Source organism: Mumia xiangluensis (assembly GCF_010994095.1).
Lineage (GTDB): Bacteria > Actinomycetota > Actinomycetes > Propionibacteriales > Nocardioidaceae > Mumia > Mumia xiangluensis.
This window is the reverse complement of the sequence record NZ_WJYO01000002.1, coordinates 65,185-82,480: the sequence shown is the minus strand read 5'-3', so window position 1 is coordinate 82,480 and position 17,296 is coordinate 65,185. Positions and strand designations below refer to the sequence as shown.

Genomic DNA, 17,296 nt, shown 5'->3' with positions numbered 1-17,296 from the left:
CGAGGGAAGTCTCCGTCGATCGGCGAGGGGAAGTCTCCGTCGATCGGCGAGGGGAAGTCTCCTTCGATCGGCGAGGGGAGGTCTCCGTCGATCGGCTAGGGGGAGGCTTTCGAGATCGTTATCTGGGCGTGGTCGCGCAGCGTGCGCGACCTCGCTTAGTCTCCTGAGGGCATGTCCCGAACCGCGGGACCGGGCGAAGGAGGACGGGTGGGTCGCCGTCTCGGGCGCGTGCTCGCCCTCGTCTGCAGCGGTTTCCTCCTCGTCGCCGCGTGCACCTCGGCCGACTCGCCTGACGACAGCGCCTCGACGAGCAACGCGACCCCGGACCACCGGGCCGCCGGCCGCGCCGGGAGCGCGAAGGATCCCCACGCCCAGGCGCCGGCCGCGGAGATTCCCGGAGCCACCCGAGGCGGCCAGCTCAGGGTCCTCAGCGCGTCCGTGCCCGACTCGCTCGACCCGGCCCAGGCGTCGTTCGTCGACACGCGCAGCGTGCTGTCGGGTCTGGTCACGCGTTCGCTGACGCAGTTCCGGCGCGACCCGGTCACTGGTGACATGGAGCTGGTGCCTGACCTCGCGACCGACCTCGGCGCCGTCAACGACGCCGGCACCACCTGGTCCTTCACGCTGCGGGCCGGCATCCAGTTCGAGGACGGCACGCCGGTCACCGCCGAGGACGTGGCGTACGGCATCAAGCGGGCGTTCGCCGACGACGTCCTGCCGGGCGCCCCGGCGTACCTGCGCACGTTCTTCCTCGACGGCGACCTGTACCACGGCCCGTACGCGACGACCGCCGAGCTCCGCGAGCGCCCCGGCTACAAGCCCGGCTGGTACGCCGGCGACAGCTTCCGGGGCATCGAGGTGTCCGGTCGCACCATCACCTTCCGGCTGAGCCGCCCGTTCGCGGACATGCCGTACCTTGCCTCGTTCCCTCAGTTCTCACCGGTGCCCCGCGCCGCCGACAGCGATCCGGCGGCCTACGGGCGGCACCCGGTGGCGACCGGTCCGTACGCCGTCGAGGTGTTCCGCGACCAGACGACGCTGGTGCTGCGCCGCAACGAGAGCTGGGACCCGGCTACCGATCCTGGGCGCCACCAGTACGCCGACGGCTGGACGTTCCTGTGGGGACAGGACACCGATCGGATCGAGGGTCTGCTGCTCGACGACGCGGGCGACGCCCAGTACGCGCTGAGCTACGACTCCCTCGGTGTGGACACGGCGACGCGGCTCCTCGAGGAGGCGCCGTCGCGGGTGATCACGGCGGGCACGCCGTGCACGTACCTGTGGTACCTCGACACCCGCAAGATCACCGACAAGCGGGTCCGCCACGCACTCGGCTGGGCGTACCCGTACGAGGCCGCCTGGCAGGCCGAGCACGAGATCGTGGGCACCACGCGGGTCCCGGGGACGACCCTCATGCCACCGGGGGTGACCGGCCAGGTCGAGTACGACCCGCTCAGCAACGGCGGTCGGCGCACCGACGCCGCCCGCGCCCGGAAGCTGCTCGTGAAGGCGGACGCGGTCGGGTTCCCCGTGCAGTGGTACTACGCCAGCGACGTCCCTGAGAAGGTCGCCGTCAAGGACGCCGTCGTCGCGGCGCTCGAGCGCGCCGGGTTCGACCCGATGCCGATCGCGACGACCGCGAAGCAGATCCGTCGGATGCAGTTCGACCCCACCGGTCCGCACGACGTCGTCGACTCGGGATGGTGCTCGGACTGGCCGACCGGCTCGTCCTGGTTCCCCGCGCAGTGGTCCTCGGACCACCTCGACGACCCGGCACGCCCGAACCCGTCGATGCTGGACGAGCCCGAGGTGCAGGACGAGATCGACCGCATCCTCGACACGCTGTCCGGCAAGGCGGCCGCCAAGGCGTGGGGCGCCCTCGACAAGCGCATCGGCACCGAGTTCTACCCCGCGGTCGTCCTGGGGCACCAAGGGGTGGTGCTCGCCCACGGCAGCCGCGTCGGTGGGATGGCCGTCAACGAGATGCAGGGCATGCCGTTGTTCGCGGACCTGTTCGTCGACCAAGGCACCTGAGCGTCCGCGTAGGCTGACCGGGTGGACTCCGACAGCCCCTACCCGGACGGGCTCTTCGACGTCCCCGAGGTCGCCCCTGCGCCGTCGGGCGGCGGCAGCCTGAGCGACGCCGCGCACCGCGCCGCTCCGCTCGCGGTGCGGATGCGTCCGCGCACGCTGGACGAGCTGGTCGGGCAGGAGGCGCTGCTGGGTCCAGGCTCGCCGCTGCGGCGCATGATCCACGGCGACCAGTCGATGTCGCTGATCCTCTGGGGACCGCCCGGCACCGGCAAGACGACGCTGGCGTCGCTGGTGAGCCAGCAGACCAACCGGCGGTTCGTCGAGGTCTCGGCGGTCTCGGCAGGGGTCAAGGAGGTTCGTGAGACGCTCGGGTCGGCCCGGCGGATGCTCGCGCAGGGCGGACGCGAGACCGTCCTGTTCGTGGACGAGGTGCACCGCTTCTCCAAGGCGCAGCAGGACGCGCTCCTCCCGGGCGTCGAGAACCGCTGGGTGTCCTTGATCGCCGCGACGACGGAGAACCCGCACTTCTCCGTCATCTCGCCGCTGCTCTCGCGGTCGCTCCTGCTGACGCTCGAGCCGCTCACCGACACCGACGTCGCGACGCTCGTGGACCGAGCCGTCGACGACGAGCGCGGCCTCGGTGGCGCTGTGGTGCTGGAGGAGGCGGCGCGTGACCACCTCGTACGCCTCTCGGGCGGCGATGCACGCCGAGCGCTGACCTACCTCGAGGCGGCGGCAGGTGCGGCGCTCGCCCAGGACCGTGACCGGATCGGCGTCGAGGACGCGGCGACCGCCGTGGACCGTGCTGCGGTGCGGTACGACCGGCAGGGCGACCAGCACTACGACGTGACGAGCGCCCTGATCAAGTCGATCCGCGGTTCGGACGTCGACGCGTCGCTGCACTACCTGGCGCGGATGGTCGAGGCGGGGGAGGACCCGAGGTTCCTCGCGCGACGGCTCATGATCCTCGCGAGCGAGGACATCGGCCTCGCCGACCCGACCGCGCTGCAGACGGCGGTCGCCGGTGCCCAGGCGGTCCAGATGATCGGCTTCCCCGAGGCCGCGCTCACGTTGTCGCAGGTCGTGATCGCCCTCGCGCTCGCGCCCAAGTCCAACGCCGCCTACAAGGCGATCACCGCGGCCAGCGCCGACGTACGGGCCGGAAAGGCCGGCGCGGTGCCGCCGGCGCTGCGCGACGCGCACTATGCGGGCGCCAAGAAGCTGGGACACGGCCACGACTACAAGTACGCCCACGACGACCCTCGCGGCGTGTCGGCACAGCAGTACGCGCCGGACGAGATCGACGGCGTCGACTACTACCAGCCGGGCGGGCGCGGGCAGGAGGCGGCGTACGCGGAGCGCGTGGCCCGTCTCCGCGAGATCCTGCGGGACCCCGAAGCGCGGTCCGGTGACTGAGACGACGGTTGCTCGGTAGGGTCGCCTCATGCCGTTGGAGTCCTGGATCACTGTCCTTGCCTGCGGCGTCGCGATCCTCGCACTGGTCGCGGCGCTGCTGGCGGTGCGGGCGCTCCGCCGGCTGAGCGCCGAGGTGCGGAGTCTCGCGGGAGGGCGGGAGGGTCTCGATACGCCCTCGCCCAGGGGCTCGGGCTACTCGACCGGCGGTGAGGGGGCCGGCGGCTCGGGCTACTCGACCAGCGGCGAGGGGCCCGGCGGTGAGGGGGCCGGCAGCGAGCTCGTCTATGCGCCGACGCCCCTCGAGCCCGCAGACGGGCGCCCACGGCAGGTCCTCCCGCACGAGCGCGCCGTGGTGACCCAGGAGGGCACCGTCATCGTGCTTCCGTCGGAGCAGCAGGTGGTGGCGGCTACCATGGGACGTCCGCTGGTCCGCGGCGCCGTGCTGAGCCACGGGCTGATGCATGCGCTGCGGCCCGAGAGCCGGGACCGGATCCGAGGGATCGTCCGACGCGAGTTCCGCCGCCGCCGCAAGATCAGGCGTCGTGCCGCACGGGCGGCAGCGCGATCGGCCCCGGTCTCCGGCGACGACGCGACGTCGTGGCTCGCGACCGGCACCGAGACGAGCACCCGAACACCGACGCAGGAGGGGACACCATGAAGGGCCGCGTGCTGTGGTTCGTCGCCGGCACGACTGCCGGCGTCTACGGGACCTTCCGCGCCCGGCGACTGGCGTACCGGTTCACGCCGACCGGCCTCGCCGACCAGGTCGCGGCCTGGCAGGTCGGCGCACGGGTGTTCGCCGACGAGTTCCGCTCAGGGATGGCCGATCGCGAGGCCGAGATCGCCGCGCAGCTCGGGTTGCCGACCGACACCGGCCCCGGCCCGCGTACCCTCGACGCCGCACCCCGCGCCCCCCACGCCTTGATGCGCACCCCCCTCCCGCTCTCCCCGTACGACGAGTAAGGACAGCAACTCTCCATGGACACAGCCGAGATCCGCCGCCGGTTCCTCGACCACTTCGAGAAGTTCGGGCACACGGTGGTGCCTTCGGCATCGCTGATCCTCGACGACCCGAACCTGCTGTTCGTCAACGCGGGCATGGTGCCGTTCAAGCCGTACTTCCTCGGCCAGGAGACGCCGCCCTTCAAGCGAGCGACCAGTGTCCAGAAGTGCGTCCGCACCCAGGACATCGAGGAGGTCGGCAAGACCACCCGTCACGGCACGTTCTTCCAGATGAACGGCAACTTCTCGTTCGGCGACTACTTCAAGGAAGGCGCGATCGAGCTGGCGTGGACGCTGGTCACGGGCGCCGTCGCCGACGGCGGGCTCGGCTTCGACCCGGACAAGGTCTGGGTCACGGTGCTGCCGAGCGACACCGAGGCGCGCGACGCGTGGAAGCGGATCGCGGGACTCCCCGACGAGCGCATCCAGGACCGCGGCCTGGAGGACAACTACTGGAACATGGGCGTCCCCGGACCGGGTGGCCCGTGCTCGGAGATCTACATCGACCGCGGCCCCCAGTACGGCCCGGACGGCGGGCCCGTCGTGGACGAGGACCGCTTCCTGGAGATCTGGAACCTCGTGTTCATGCAGGAGGAGCTGAGCACGGTCCGCAGCAAGGCGGACTTCGACGTGCTCGGTCCGCTCCCCGCCAAGAACATCGACACCGGCATGGGGCTCGAGCGTGTCGCGTACCTGCTGCAGGGCAAGCAGAACATGTACGAGATCGACCAGGTGTTCCCCGTGATCGAGCGGGCGTCGGCGCTGTCGGGGCGTCGGTACGGAGCCGATCCGGCTGACGACGTCCGGTTCCGTGTCATCGGCGACCACGTGCGCAGCGGCCTGATGCTGATCGGCGACGGTGTGACGCCGGGCAACGAGGGCCGCGGCTACGTCCTCCGTCGCCTGCTGCGCCGCGCGGTGCGTTCGATGCGCCTGCTCGGCTACGACGACCCCGCGCTCCCTCAGCTGCTGCCGGTGAGCCGGGACGAGATGTCGCGGTCCTACCCCGAGCTGGCCTCCGACTTCGCCCGCATCGCGCAGGTCGCGTACGCCGAGGAGGAGACGTTCCGCCAGACGCTGGCGAAGGGCACGCAGATCTTCGACCTGGCCGCGGACAGCGCGAAGGCGGAGGGCGCGACCGTGCTCACCGGCGACAAGGCGTTCCAGCTGCACGACACGTACGGGTTCCCGATCGACCTCACGCTCGAGATGGCGTACGAGCAGGGCCTGAGCGTGGACGAGCAAGGCTTCCGTGCGCTGATGCAGGAGCAGCGTGCGCGCGCGAAGGCGGACGCGAAGTCCAAGAAGGGTCAGCACGCCGACACGACGATCTACCGCGAGGCGCTCGACACGTACGGGCCGACGCACTGGCTCGCGTACGAGACCCTGAGCACCGAGTCGTCGGTGCGGTCCCTGATCCAGGAGGCCGGTCGGACGCAGGCGATGGGGGAGTCGCAGGTCGGCGAGGTCGTCCTCGACCGCACCCCCTTCTATGCCGAGTCCGGTGGTCAGAACGCTGATGCCGGCATCCTCGTCTGGGACGGCGGACGTGCTGAGGTGCTCGACGTCCAGCGCCCGGTGCGCGGGCTGGTCGTGCACCAGGTCCGTGTCCTGGAGGGCGAGCTGACGGAGGGTACGGCGCTGCAGGCGGCGGTCGACCCGCAGTGGCGCGTCGGCGCCTGCCAGGCGCACTCGGGGACGCACGTCGTCCACGCCGCGCTCCGCGAGGTGCTCGGTCCGACGGCGCTCCAGAGCGGCTCGTACAACCGGCCCGGCTACCTGCGGCTCGATTTCGGCTGGTCGAGCCCGCTGTCGCCCGAGCAGCTGCACGACGTCGAGCATGCGGCGAACGTCGCGCTGCGCGAGGACCTGCCGGTCAGCGCTGCGGTGATGTCGCTCGAGAAGGCGAAGGAGCTCGGTGCGCTGGCGCTCTTCGGCGAGACGTACGGCGAGGACGTCCGCGTGGTCGAGATCGGTGGCCCCTGGTCGCGTGAGCTGTGCGGTGGCACCCACGTCGCCCGCTCGTCGCAGATCGGCACCGTGGTCGTGACGTCGGACTCGTCCGTGGGTGCGGGCAACCGTCGCGTCGAGGCTGTCGTCGGCCTCGAGGGCTTCTCCTACCTCGCCCGCGAGCGGGACCTGGTCGCCCAGGTCGGTGACCTGCTTAAAGTGCAGCACGCCGACGTCCCCGGTCGAGTCGCTGATCTCGTCGGGCGGCTCCGCGCGGTCGAGAAGGAGGTCGAGAAGCTCCGGTCGGCGCAGCTGCTCTCCTCCGTCGCGGACCTCGCGAGCGGTGCGGCGGACGTGAACGGCGTCGCGTACGTCGGTCACGTCGCCGAAGGACTCGCGGCGAAGGACGTCCGAACCCTCGTGCTCGACGTCCGCGGTCGGCTCGATCCGTCGCGCCCGTCGGTGGTCGCGATGATCGGCACGGCTGACGGCAAGGCGGCGTGCGTCGTTGCGGTGAACGACGCCGGACGAGCAGCCGGTCTGGGTGCGGGCGACCTCATCAAGCCGGCGATGCAGGTTGTCGGCGGTCGTGGCGGCGGCAAGGCGGACGTCGCGCAGGGAGGCGGCACCGATGTGGCTGCCGCTCCGGCGGCGCTCGACGCGGTCCGTCGAGCCATCCTGGATCGCGCCGGTCTGGACGCGGTCTGACGTGCGCCACGGCACCCGGATCGGGGTGGATGTCGGCGACGTCCGCATCGGCGTGAGCGCGAGCGATCCGTCGGGGATCCTCGCCACGCCGGTGGAGACGGTCGCCGCCGGTGACAGCTCGATCCGCGACATCCTCACCATCGCGAATGATCGTCAAGCGATCGAAATTGTGGTTGGCTTGCCACGGTCGCTCTCGGGGGACATGGGGCCGGCGGCGCGCAAGGTTCGCGCCTACGCCGAGGAGCTGGCGGCAGCGTCCGCTCCGACCCCCGTCAGACTCGTGGACGAGAGGATGTCGACCGTGACCGCACAGCACAGCCTGCGACAGGCTGGGCGCAAGGCGAAGCAGCAGCGTTCCGTCGTGGACCAGGCTGCCGCCGTCGTGATCCTCCAGGCAGCGCTCGACACCGAGCGGACGAGCGGCAAGGTCCCCGGCGAGCTGGTCGAGGTGGGCGTGTGAGCGACTTGGGTCTCATGCCAGAGCGTGAACGACGTCCTTCCGGCCACCGCGCGGCGCGCCGCGAGAAGAAGCGTCGTGGTGGTCCGGGCTGCTTCTTCATCCTGCTGATCATCGCGGCGGTCTGCGTCGCCGGCTATCTCGGCCTGTCGAAGGTGGTGGGGCTCGCCAACGACTTCTTCGGTGGTCCCGAGGACTATCCGGGCCCGGGCACCGGGAGCGTCGTCGTCGAGGTGAGCAAGGGCGACACGGTCGCCGGGATCGGGCGTGAACTGAAGGCGCAGGACGTCGTCGCGAGCGTCGACGCGTTCCTGTCAGCTGCCGCCGGGGCTCCGGAGATCAACCAGGTCCAGCCGGGGTTCTACGAGCTGAAGACCCAGATGGCTGCTGATGACGCGGTCGCTGCGCTGATCAACCCCGAGAGCCGCGTGGACTCGACGGTCGGTGTGCCCGAGGGGGCGCGCGTCGATCAGGTCGTGGCGTCGATGGTGAAGAACACCGAGTTCACGAAGAAACAGGTGAATGCCGCGCTCGCGAGCCCGGAGCTGGGGCTGCCGCCAGCGGCGGAGGGGAACCCGGAGGGATACCTCTACCCGGCGACGTACACGGTCGGGCCGGACACGACGCCGCTCTCGTTGTTCCAGGAGATGGTCTCGAAGTCGGTCGCGCTCGACAAGGAGCTCGACCTCGACGGCCACGCGAAGGCGCTCGGCATCTCCGGGCACGACGCCCGGGTCGTCGCCAGCATCGTCCAGGCCGAGGCGGGGACTGCGGACTACGACAAGGTCGCCCGGGTGATCTACAACCGTCTCGACGCAGGGATGCCGCTCCAGATGGACTCGACCATCCACTACGTCAGCGGCAAGGACGGCAGCATCTGGACGAGCGCCGAGGCCCGCGAGGTCGACTCGCCGTACAACACCTACCTCTACACCGGCCTCCCGCCGAGCCCGATCGGCAACCCCGGCGAGAAGGCCTTGAACGCTGCGCTGAACCCGGCGGACGGTGAGTGGCTCTACTTCACGCTGGTGGATGCGGAGACCGGCGAGACGAAGTTCGCCGACACGTACTCCGAGCACCAGCAGAACGTGGAGGAGCTGCGCCAGAACTGCCGCGACCAGGGGGGCTGCTGATGCCGCGGTGCGCGGTGCTCGGGAGTCCGATCGAGCACTCGCTGTCGCCGGTGATCCACCGGGCCGCGTACGCCGAGCTGGGCCTCTCCGACTGGTCGTACGACCGTTTCGAGGTGGACGAGGACGGCGTGGGCACGTTCCTGGCCGGGCTCGACGAGCAGTGGCGGGGACTCTCGTTGACGATGCCGTTGAAGCGTGCGGTCCTGCCGTACCTCGACACCGTCGACGAGGCCGTCCGCGAGGTCGGAGGCGCCAACACGGTGATCGTCGACATCGAGGGTCGCCACGGGTTCAACACCGACGTCCCGGGCGGTGTGGCGGCGCTGCAGGAACGCGGGATCGACGAGGTCGAGGATGCGCTCGTGCTCGGCGCCGGTGCCACCGCAGAGTCGATGGTCGCGTCGTTGCGGCGCCTGGGCCTGCGTCGTGTCACGATCGCGGTCCGTTCCCTGGACCGTGGTGAACACCTCGCGAAGCGGATGATCGATGCCGCCGGGGGAGAGGACCAGCTCGCCGTCGACGTGACGGGCCTGGGCCCTGACCTGGCTCGGTCGGCGCAGATCGTCGTGTCGACGATCCCGTCGGTCGCCGTCGCTCCCTTCGCGCAGCTGCTCGTGACGCGCTGCGATGCCGTGTTCGACGTGGTCTACGACCCCTGGCCGACGCCGCTCGCGCGTGCAGCCCAAGCGGAGTCCGTCCCGGTCGTGTCCGGCCTCGACCTCCTCGCGCACCAGGCGGTCGAGCAGGTGCGGCTGATGACCGGACGCGACGTCCCCGCCTCGGTGCTGCGCGACGCCGCGATCGGAGCGCTGCCGGCGCACTGACGAGGTGGCCTGGCATCGCCCAGCCGCGTGTGCCCGGCAGCTCCGTCACGCGCTCAGCAGGCGCGCGAGCTGCTCCTCCATCACCGAGTGGATTCGGTCCGGTGGCTCCGGAGGTCGGGTCTGGCCCCGCGTCGGATCCGGAGGTGTGGGCTGGTCGGGTGGCTCCGGAGGTCGGGTGTGGCCCCGCGTCGGATCCGGAGGTAGGGGTCGGTCGGGTGGCTCCGGAGGTCGGGTCTGGCCCCGCGTCGGATCCGGAGGTGTGGGCTGGTCGGGTGGCTCCGGAGGTCGGGTCTGGCCCCGCGTCGGATCCGGAGGTGTGGGCTGGTCGGGTGGCTCCGGAGGTCGGGTGTGGCCCCGCGTCGGATCCGGAGGTAGGGGTCGGTCGGGTGGTTCGGGAGGTCGGGTGTGGCCCCGCGTCGGATCCGGCGCGGTCGTCGACCGCCCTTCAGACCGTCGTGACACGTGGACGTGGCCGGTCGGAGTGCGCCAGTGCACCTCGTCAGGAAGGGTGTCGTTCGCCGACGTCACGGAGGTGACCTCCCAGCCGGGGCTCTCTTTGGCGAGATTGTCGGTGCGGCAGTCTCCCTGCGCGTTCGACACGACGCTCAGTCCGCCGCGGGCGTACGGGGTGATGTGGTCGACGTCGCGGATGCGGCAGTCGCACCACGGTCTGCGGCACTGTCCGTCGACGACCTGGACGATCCGGCGAACCGCTCGGCTGAACCGACGTGCGCGCGGGTCCACGTCGTTGATGCTCCGCCCGTCCGGAGCAGTGAAGAACCGGCGGACCCACGAGTGCTCGGACCCCGCAAGCTGCCGCGCGAGCTCAGCCGGGATCGGTCCGTACCCGGAGAGCGTCGCCGGCGCTGCGTCGGCGCTGAACAGCGACTCCGGCCGCATGACGACGCCCACCTCGACGCCGATCGTGTGCGAACCGTCTGCCGCCACCTGCGCGCCGGTGAGCGCCTCGATCGCGAGGTCTGCCGTGAGCTGGCGGATCGTGCGCGGGTCGCCGTCGTTCCGCCGCACCGACGCCCGCCCGTCCAGGTGCTCGAAAGCGGCGACGACCTGGTCGGCAGGTGCGTAGACCGTCAGCGATGCCATCGCGTCGAGCTCCGGCCTGAACGTGACGGCCCGTCCCTCGCGTGCGCGGACCGTGCGCGCGTAGGCGGCGTGGGGGTCGGTGGCGAGGACCAGGCGCCGCGCCTCTGCCGCAGCACGGCGCGGCGTCAGGTCCGCCAGGGCGGGAGCGATCTCCGCGTCGACGCGCCGCCGGTCGTCGGCAGCGAGGAACGTGGTCTCTCGGCACACGGCTGCTGCGACGCCCGAGGAGATCGTCCCGTCGCGCAGCAGGCCGTGCGTCTGGGGGAGAACCTCGAGGGCGCGCGCCATCGCGTACGTGGTCTCGCCGGCCGGGCTGGACACCTGTCGCGCGAGGGCGATCTCGACGAAGAGCGATCGCGTGAACACGGACTCGTCGCGCACCAGCTCAGGAGCCGAGCGACGGCGGGCATCGAGCAGCTGCACCGCGTCGAGCTGGACGCCCTGCGCGATCCTGACCACCTCCTCGCACGCAGTCACCAGATCGATCTCGCCCGCGCCGAGCTCCAACGCACCACGAGGGGACGCGACAGCACGGGCGCGTGCGTCCTCGATCACGGCACGGACCCGGTCGAGGAGGAGCGTGGCGAGCCGGTCGAGGGTGTCGAGCTCGTCGGCTGTCGGTGCCTGCGTGGGATCGGTCGCCCGTGGAGAGCCTGCGGGAGCATTTGAAGGCGCAGAGAGTGCGGGATCAGAGGCGGCGGGATCAGGCGGTGGAGGCGGGTCGGTCGGCGGATCGAACATGTGTTCGACAGTATCGGTCGTGGCGGACGGTCGCGAAGATCCGTGCCGGTTGTCCACATCCGTTCCCGGGAGCCGCGCCTGTGGACGACGGCAGCGCTCGGCCGCCGCCGTACGGCTAAGGTTCCTGCGTGCCCGAGCCCCTGGTCGCTGCTGTGCTCGCCGCCCTCGTCGCGGCGCTCGGTGGGCTGCTTTCCCCACGTGTCATCGCGCGCCTGCCCGAGCCGGCTCCGGGGCCCGACGATGCGGACGAGGCGGGGGAGCGGGACGCTGCCGACACCCCGACACCGGCGCCGCCGCCGAAGATCCCGTACGCCGAGCTTGCCGCGGGCCGACGTCTCCCGCTCGTCCTCGCCGTCGGCGCCGCGTTGCTCGCCGGCCCGGTCGGGTGGCGCACCGGTCTCGATCCCGCGCTCCCGCTGTGGGTGGCGTTCGCGGTCCTCGGCGCTGCCCTGGCCTTCATCGACTGGCACACGCGTCTGCTCCCCAAGCGACTCGTCCTGCCCGCCTATCCCATCGTCCTGGCACTCGCCGGGCTCGCCGCGCTGCTCGGCGACGGCACCGACGTCCTCGTCCGCGTCGCCGCGGGATGGGCGGGAGTCTCTGGCGTCTACGCCCTGCTCTGGATCGTGGCTCCGCGCGGCCTCGGCTACGGCGACGTGCGCTTCTCGGGGATCGTGGCCATCACCCTCGCCACCCTGGGCTGGGCGGAGCTGATCGTCGGTGCGTACGCCGGGTTCGTCCTCGGCGCGGTCGGTGGCATCGCTCTCGTGGCGCTGCGTCTCGCCGAGCGCCGGTCGTTCCCTTTCGGTCCGTTCATGGTGCTCGGTGCGTGGGCGGGAGCGATCTGGGGGAGCACGCTGCTCGGCGGGTGGGGGTGACCCGTGCCGCGAGACCGGACGAGACCTCGACGCGGTGCATGACAGACTTGCCCCATGCTTCGTTGGATCACGGCCGGGGAGTCCCACGGCCCCGCACTGGTCGCTGTCGTGGAGGGGATGCCTGCAGGTGTCTCCGTGACGAGCGCGACGATCTCGGACGCGTTGGCGCGTCGACGCCTCGGATACGGACGTGGGGCTCGGATGAACTTCGAGGCCGACGAGCTCGAGATCATCGGCGGCATCCGGCACGGACTGACCCTCGGCAGCCCGATCGCGCTCCGCATCGGCAACAGCGAGTGGCCCAAGTGGGACAAGGTCATGTCGGCCGACCCGGTCGACGCCGAGGAGCTCCAGGGCGTCGCCCGCAACGCCCCGCTGACCCGCCCGCGCCCCGGTCACGCGGACCTCGTCGGCATGCAGAAGTACGGCTTCGACGAGGCGCGCCCGATCCTCGAGCGCGCCAGCGCCCGTGAGACCGCGGCCCGCGTCGCGCTCGGCGCGGTGGCGACGGCCTTCCTGCAGCAGGCGTGCGGCGCGACGGTCGTCAGCCACGTGGTCGAGTTCGGCTCGGTGAAGGCGCCCGCGGGGCTCGTCCCGACCATCGACGACGTCGAGCGGCTCGACGCCGACCCGGTCCGCACCCTCGACCCCGACACGTCGGCGGCGATGGTCGCCGAGGTCGATGCAGCCCGCAAGGACGGTGACACGCTCGGCGGCATCGTCGAGGTCGTCGTCCACGGCCTCCCGCCGGGTCTCGGCAGCCACGTCCACTGGGACCGGCGCCTCGACGCCCGTCTCGCCTCGGCACTCATGGGCATCCAGGCCATCAAGGGCGTCGAGCTCGGCGACGGCTTCGACCTCGCCCGCACGCGCGGGTCGCTCGCGCACGACGAGATCGTCGGCACCGAGGACGGGATCCGCCGTACGTCCGGTCGCTCGGGCGGCACGGAAGGCGGGATGTCGACCGGTGAGGTCCTGCGTGTCCGTGCCGCGATGAAGCCGATCGCCACCGTCCCCCGGGCGCTGCGGACCGTCGACGTCACGACCGGCGCTCCGGCACAGGCGCACCACCAGCGCTCCGACGTGGCCGCGGTCCCCGCCGCCGGCATCGTCGCCGAGGCGATGGTGGCACTGACCCTCGCCGACGTGATGCTCGAGAAGTTCGGCGGCGACTCCGTCACCGAGACCGCCCGCAACGTCGCGTCGTACCTCGCCGCGATGACGCCCGCGTGACCGCCGACGTACGCCCGGTGGTGGTCCTGGTCGGACCCCCGGGCGCGGGCAAGTCGACCGTCGCCGCGCTCCTCGCCGAGTCGCTCGGGGTGGAGGTGCGTGACACCGACACCGACATCGAGACCGCGACGGGCACGCCGATCGCCGACCTCTTCGTCACCCACGGTGAGGCCCACTTCCGTGCGCTCGAGGTCGATGCGGTCGCGACCGCGCTCGGCGAGCACCGCGGTGTCCTCGCCCTGGGCGGCGGTGCGGTGATGCGCGACGAGACGCAGGCGGCGCTGCGTGGCCACACGGTCGTCTTCCTCGATGTCGGTCTCGCCGAGGCCGCGTCCCGCGTCGGCCTGTCGAGCGCACGCCCGTTGCTGCTGGGCAACGTACGCTCGCAGATGAAGGCCCTGCTCGACTCCCGACGCCCGACGTACGAGGCGGTGGCGACGCACGTGATCTCCACCGACGGCCGTACGCCGACCGAGGTCGCCGAGGAGATCCTGACCCTGCTGGGGTGACCCCGCCCGGACGCCCCCACCCGTACGCCCGCCGGCTCGCGCCGGCCGCCCGCTCACCGAGGAGCCCGTCGTGCCAGATCCGACTCGCATCAACGTCGCCACCGATGCTCCGTACGACGTCGTGGTGGGCTCCGGACTCAGCGCGGAGCTGCCTGCCCTGATCCCCGAGTCGGCCACGCGGGTCGCGGTGATCCACCCGGCGTCCATGCGCGGTCTGGGCGAGGCCGTCCGGGCGCGGCTGGCGTCGGAGGGTCGCGAGGCTCACGCGATCGAGATCCCCGATGGCGAGCCCGCCAAGACGTCCGAGGTGGCCGCGTTCTGCTGGTCGGTGCTCGGCCGCGCGGGCTTCACGCGCTCCGACGTCGTCATCGGCGTCGGCGGGGGAGCGGCGACGGACCTCGCGGGCTTCGTCGCGGCCACCTGGCTGCGCGGCGTCCGCCACGTGCTGATCCCGACGACGGTCCTCGGCATGGTCGATGCCGCCGTCGGTGGCAAGACCGCGATCGACACCCCGGAGGGCAAGAACCTCGTCGGCGCCTTCCACGAGCCGATCGGCGTGCTCTGCGACCTGTCGCTGCTGGGGACGCTGCCTCTCAACGAGGTACGGTCCGGGCTCGCCGAGGTCGTGAAGTGCGGCTTCATCGCCGACCCGGTGATCCTCGACCGCGTCGAGGCCGACCCCGCGGCAGCCCTCGACGTCCGCGGCGACGTGCTGCGGGAGATCATCGAGCGCGGTATCCAGGTGAAGGCCCGCGTCGTCGCCGGCGACCTCAACGAGACGGGCGCCGACGGCACCATCGGGCGTGAGGCGCTCAACTACGGGCACACCCTCGGCCACGCGATCGAGCGCTACGAGGCGTACTCGTTCCGGCACGGCGCCGCGATCTCGATCGGCATGGTGTACGCGGCGGAGCTCGCGCGCCTGTCCGGCCGCATCGACGCCGATCTCGTCTACCGGCACCGTGCCGTCCTGGGCTCGCTCGGCCTGCCCACCGGCTACCGGCCGGGGGTGTGGGACGAGCTGCTCGCCGGGATGCGCCTCGACAAGAAGTCACGCGGTGCGCAGCTGCGCTTCGTGGTGCTCGACGGCGTCGCGGAGCCGGTGATCTTCCCCGGCCCCGACGACGGCCTGCTGACGGCGGCGTACGCGGAGATCTCCGGCTGATCGCCGTCCACGTAGGCTGACGGCATGCCCGCTCAGCACCTCGCCCGCCGTGACCGCCTGGCGTCGCTCCTCCGTGAGCGCGGCCTCGCGGCGGCGATGATCACCGACCTCGTCAACGTCCGCTACCTCACCGGGTTCACCGGTTCGAACGGCGCCGTGCGCGTCGCCGAGGACGGGTCGGCCGAGCTCGCGACCGACGGCCGTTACCAGGACCAGGCCGCGGCCGAGGCACCTGACGTCGCCGTCACCGTGAACCGCGACCTGCTCGGCGCCCTCGCCGCCGGGGCCGTCGATGCTGCTCGGGTCGGGATCGAGACCCACGACCTCACCGTCGACGACCACCTCCGCGCGCGTGAGGTCTTCGGCTCGGTCGAGCTCGTCTCGCTCGACCGGATGGTCGAGCAGCTGCGCGTCGTGAAGGACGAGGGCGAGCTGGACGCCCTGCGCCGAGCGTGCGAGATCTCGGTCCAGGCGCTCGACGAGATCCTCGCGGGGCCGCTGGTCGGCCGCAGCGAGCGCGAGATCGCGCGCGATCTCGAGTGGGCGATGTACGCCCGCGGCGCCGAGGCGATCGGCTTCGAGACGATCGTGGCTGCGGGCGACAACAGCGCGATCCCGCACCACGACCCGACGGACCGTCGCGTCGAGCGCGACGACTTCCTCAAGATCGACTTCGGTGCCCGCTTCGACGGCTACCACGCCGACTGCACCCGTACGGTCGTGGTCGGCCAGGCGGACGCGTGGCAGCGCGAGGCGTACGCCGTCGTCAAGGCCGCCCAGCAGGCCGGGGTGGACGCCCTCCGTGAAGGTGTGCTCGGCTCCGACGTGGACGCCGTCGTGCGCAAGGTCCTGGACGACGCGGGCTGGCTCGAGCACTTCACCACCGGTCTCGGGCACGGCGTCGGCCTGCAGATCCACGAGGACCCGTTCCTGCGTCCGGCGGTGCCCGCTAGACTGGAACGCCGCACCCCCCTGACCGTGGAGCCCGGTGTCTACGTGCCGGGACGCGGGGGCGTGCGCATCGAAGACACCCTCGTCGTGACCGACGGTGCAGCCGAGCTGCTCACGGACGCGACCAAAGACCTCCTGGAGCTCGCCTGATGGCAACGACGAACGACCTGAAGAACGGCATGGTGCTCAACCTCGACGGGCAGCTGTGGTCCGTCGTGTGGTTCCAGCACCACAAGCCCGGCAAGGGCGGTGCCGTGGTCCGCACCAAGCTCAAGAGCGTGCTCTCGGGCAAGGTCGTCGACCGCACCTTCAACGCCGACGTCAAGGTCGACGTGGCCAACGTCGACAAGCGCAACATGCAGTACCTGTACCACGACGGCACCTCGTACGTGTTCATGGACTCGGCGACGTTCGACCAGTACGAGCTGTCCGAGGCCACCGTCGGTGACGCGACCGGCTTCCTGCTCGAGAACCAGGAGGCGGTCGTCGCGATGAACGACGGCAACCCCCTCTACATCGAGCTGCCGGCGTCGGTCGAGCTGCTGATCGACTACACGGAGCCGGGCCTGCAGGGCGACCGCTCGTCGGGCGGCACGAAGCCCGCGAAGCTCGAGACCGGCCGCGAGATCCAGGTCCCGCTCTTCATCACCACCGGCGAGAAGGTCAAGGTCGACACCCGCGACGGTTCGTACCTGGGCCGCGTCAGCTCCTGATGGCCGGCTCACGCACCAAGGCCCGCAAGCGGGCTCTCGACGTGCTGTTCGAGAGCGAGATGCAGAGCCGTGCGGTCGGGGCGACCCTCGACGGCCGGGTCGCCGCCGGTGACCCGCCCGTCAACCCGTACACGATCGAGATCGTCGAGGGCGTGCGTGAGCACGGCGTCCGCATCGACGAGCTGCTCGAGGAGTACGCCCAGGGCTGGTCGCTCGAGCGCATGCCGGCCGTCGACCGCAACCTGTTGCGGATCGGCGTGTACGAGGTGCTGTTCCGGGACGACGTCCCCGACGCCGTCGCGGTGACCGAGGCCGTGAACCTCGCGGCCGAGCTGTCCACCGACGACTCACCGACGTTCATCAGCGGTCTCCTGAGCCGCATCGTGGAGGTCAAGCCGACGCTGTCGGCCTGAGCCCCTTCCGCACGGCCCTCCGCACGGCCCTGCATACGGCCCCGCACCCGGCGCTGCCGGTGCGG

General features: G+C 71.5%; 16 protein-coding genes. 15 read left to right on the top strand and 1 reads right to left on the bottom strand.

All coding sequences use genetic code 11. The features are described 5' to 3' along the window. Positions 1–207: 207 nt before the first annotated feature. The 8 genes from GH747_RS06520 to GH747_RS06485 are packed head-to-tail and all read left to right on the top strand — an operon-like array spanning position 208 to position 9,524. Positions 208–2,034 carry an ABC transporter substrate-binding protein gene (locus GH747_RS06520; RefSeq protein WP_163695345.1) on the top strand — a complete coding sequence of 609 codons (1,827 nt, stop codon included), beginning with the start codon at positions 208–210 and terminating at the stop codon, positions 2,032–2,034. A 21-nt stretch (positions 2,035–2,055) separates the two neighbouring features. After that, entirely contained in the window at positions 2,056–3,450 is a 1,395-nt protein-coding gene (locus tag GH747_RS06515) for a replication-associated recombination protein A (RefSeq protein ID WP_228552809.1), read from the top strand. 28 nt (positions 3,451–3,478) lie between these two features. After that, positions 3,479–4,108: a hypothetical protein gene (locus GH747_RS06510; protein ID WP_149768793.1), complete on the top strand. Its 630-nt coding sequence runs from the start codon at positions 3,479–3,481 to the stop codon at positions 4,106–4,108. Next, complete coding sequence (locus tag GH747_RS06505) at positions 4,105–4,413, top strand: DUF6167 family protein (protein ID WP_194842890.1); 309 nt, start codon at positions 4,105–4,107, stop codon at positions 4,411–4,413. Before GH747_RS06510 ends, GH747_RS06505 begins: the two co-directional genes overlap by 4 nt. 15 nt (positions 4,414–4,428) lie before the next feature. Next, positions 4,429–7,110 carry an alanine--tRNA ligase gene (gene alaS / locus GH747_RS06500; RefSeq protein WP_149768792.1) on the top strand — a complete coding sequence of 894 codons (2,682 nt, stop codon included), beginning with the start codon at positions 4,429–4,431 and terminating at the stop codon, positions 7,108–7,110. Position 7,111: 1 nt separating this feature from the next. After that, entirely contained in the window at positions 7,112–7,570 is a 459-nt protein-coding gene (ruvX, locus tag GH747_RS06495; protein WP_149768791.1) for a Holliday junction resolvase RuvX, read from the top strand. Then, a complete protein-coding gene (gene mltG, locus GH747_RS06490) occupies positions 7,567–8,700 on the top strand; it encodes an endolytic transglycosylase MltG (RefSeq protein WP_149768790.1) in 1,134 nt (377 codons plus the stop codon). Before ruvX ends, mltG begins: the two co-directional genes overlap by 4 nt. Further along, positions 8,700–9,524, top strand: coding sequence for a shikimate dehydrogenase (locus GH747_RS06485; protein WP_149768789.1), 825 nt, complete (start codon positions 8,700–8,702; stop codon positions 9,522–9,524). Before mltG ends, GH747_RS06485 begins: the two co-directional genes overlap by 1 nt. A 45-nt stretch (positions 9,525–9,569) precedes the next feature. Here the strand turns inward: GH747_RS06485 and GH747_RS06480 are convergent, their stop codons facing one another. After that, on the bottom strand, positions 9,570–11,369 hold the full coding sequence (locus tag GH747_RS06480) for an HNH endonuclease signature motif containing protein (RefSeq protein ID WP_149768788.1): 1,800 nt from the start codon (positions 11,367–11,369) through the stop codon (positions 9,570–9,572). 128 nt (positions 11,370–11,497) lie between these two features. Between GH747_RS06480 and GH747_RS06475 the strand changes: the two genes are divergently transcribed. From GH747_RS06475 to nusB, 7 genes are all read left to right on the top strand, one after another. Further along, complete coding sequence (locus GH747_RS06475) at positions 11,498–12,247, top strand: prepilin peptidase (RefSeq protein ID WP_149768787.1); 750 nt, start codon at positions 11,498–11,500, stop codon at positions 12,245–12,247. 54 nt (positions 12,248–12,301) lie between these two features. After that, a complete protein-coding gene (gene aroC, locus GH747_RS06470) occupies positions 12,302–13,480 on the top strand; it encodes a chorismate synthase (protein WP_149768786.1) in 1,179 nt (392 codons plus the stop codon). Then, positions 13,477–13,989 carry a shikimate kinase gene (locus tag GH747_RS06465; protein WP_149768785.1) on the top strand — a complete coding sequence of 171 codons (513 nt, stop codon included), beginning with the start codon at positions 13,477–13,479 and terminating at the stop codon, positions 13,987–13,989. Before aroC ends, GH747_RS06465 begins: the two co-directional genes overlap by 4 nt. Before the next feature lie 70 nt (positions 13,990–14,059). Continuing rightward, the gene (aroB, locus tag GH747_RS06460; RefSeq protein WP_149768784.1) at positions 14,060–15,154 is read left to right on the top strand and encodes a 3-dehydroquinate synthase; all 1,095 of its coding nucleotides are present in this window, start codon (positions 14,060–14,062) and stop codon (positions 15,152–15,154) included. A 24-nt stretch (positions 15,155–15,178) separates the two neighbouring features. Beyond that, the gene (locus GH747_RS06455) at positions 15,179–16,255 is read left to right on the top strand and encodes a M24 family metallopeptidase (RefSeq protein ID WP_149768783.1); all 1,077 of its coding nucleotides are present in this window, start codon (positions 15,179–15,181) and stop codon (positions 16,253–16,255) included. Further along, entirely contained in the window at positions 16,252–16,818 is a 567-nt protein-coding gene (efp, locus tag GH747_RS06450) for an elongation factor P (RefSeq protein WP_149768782.1), read from the top strand. The genes GH747_RS06455 and efp overlap by 4 nt, the downstream gene beginning before the upstream one ends. Continuing rightward, positions 16,818–17,231, top strand: a complete 414-nt coding sequence (gene nusB / locus GH747_RS06445) for a transcription antitermination factor NusB (RefSeq protein ID WP_149768781.1) — start codon at positions 16,818–16,820, stop codon at positions 17,229–17,231. The genes efp and nusB overlap by 1 nt, the downstream gene beginning before the upstream one ends. Positions 17,232–17,296: the final 65 nt, after the last annotated feature.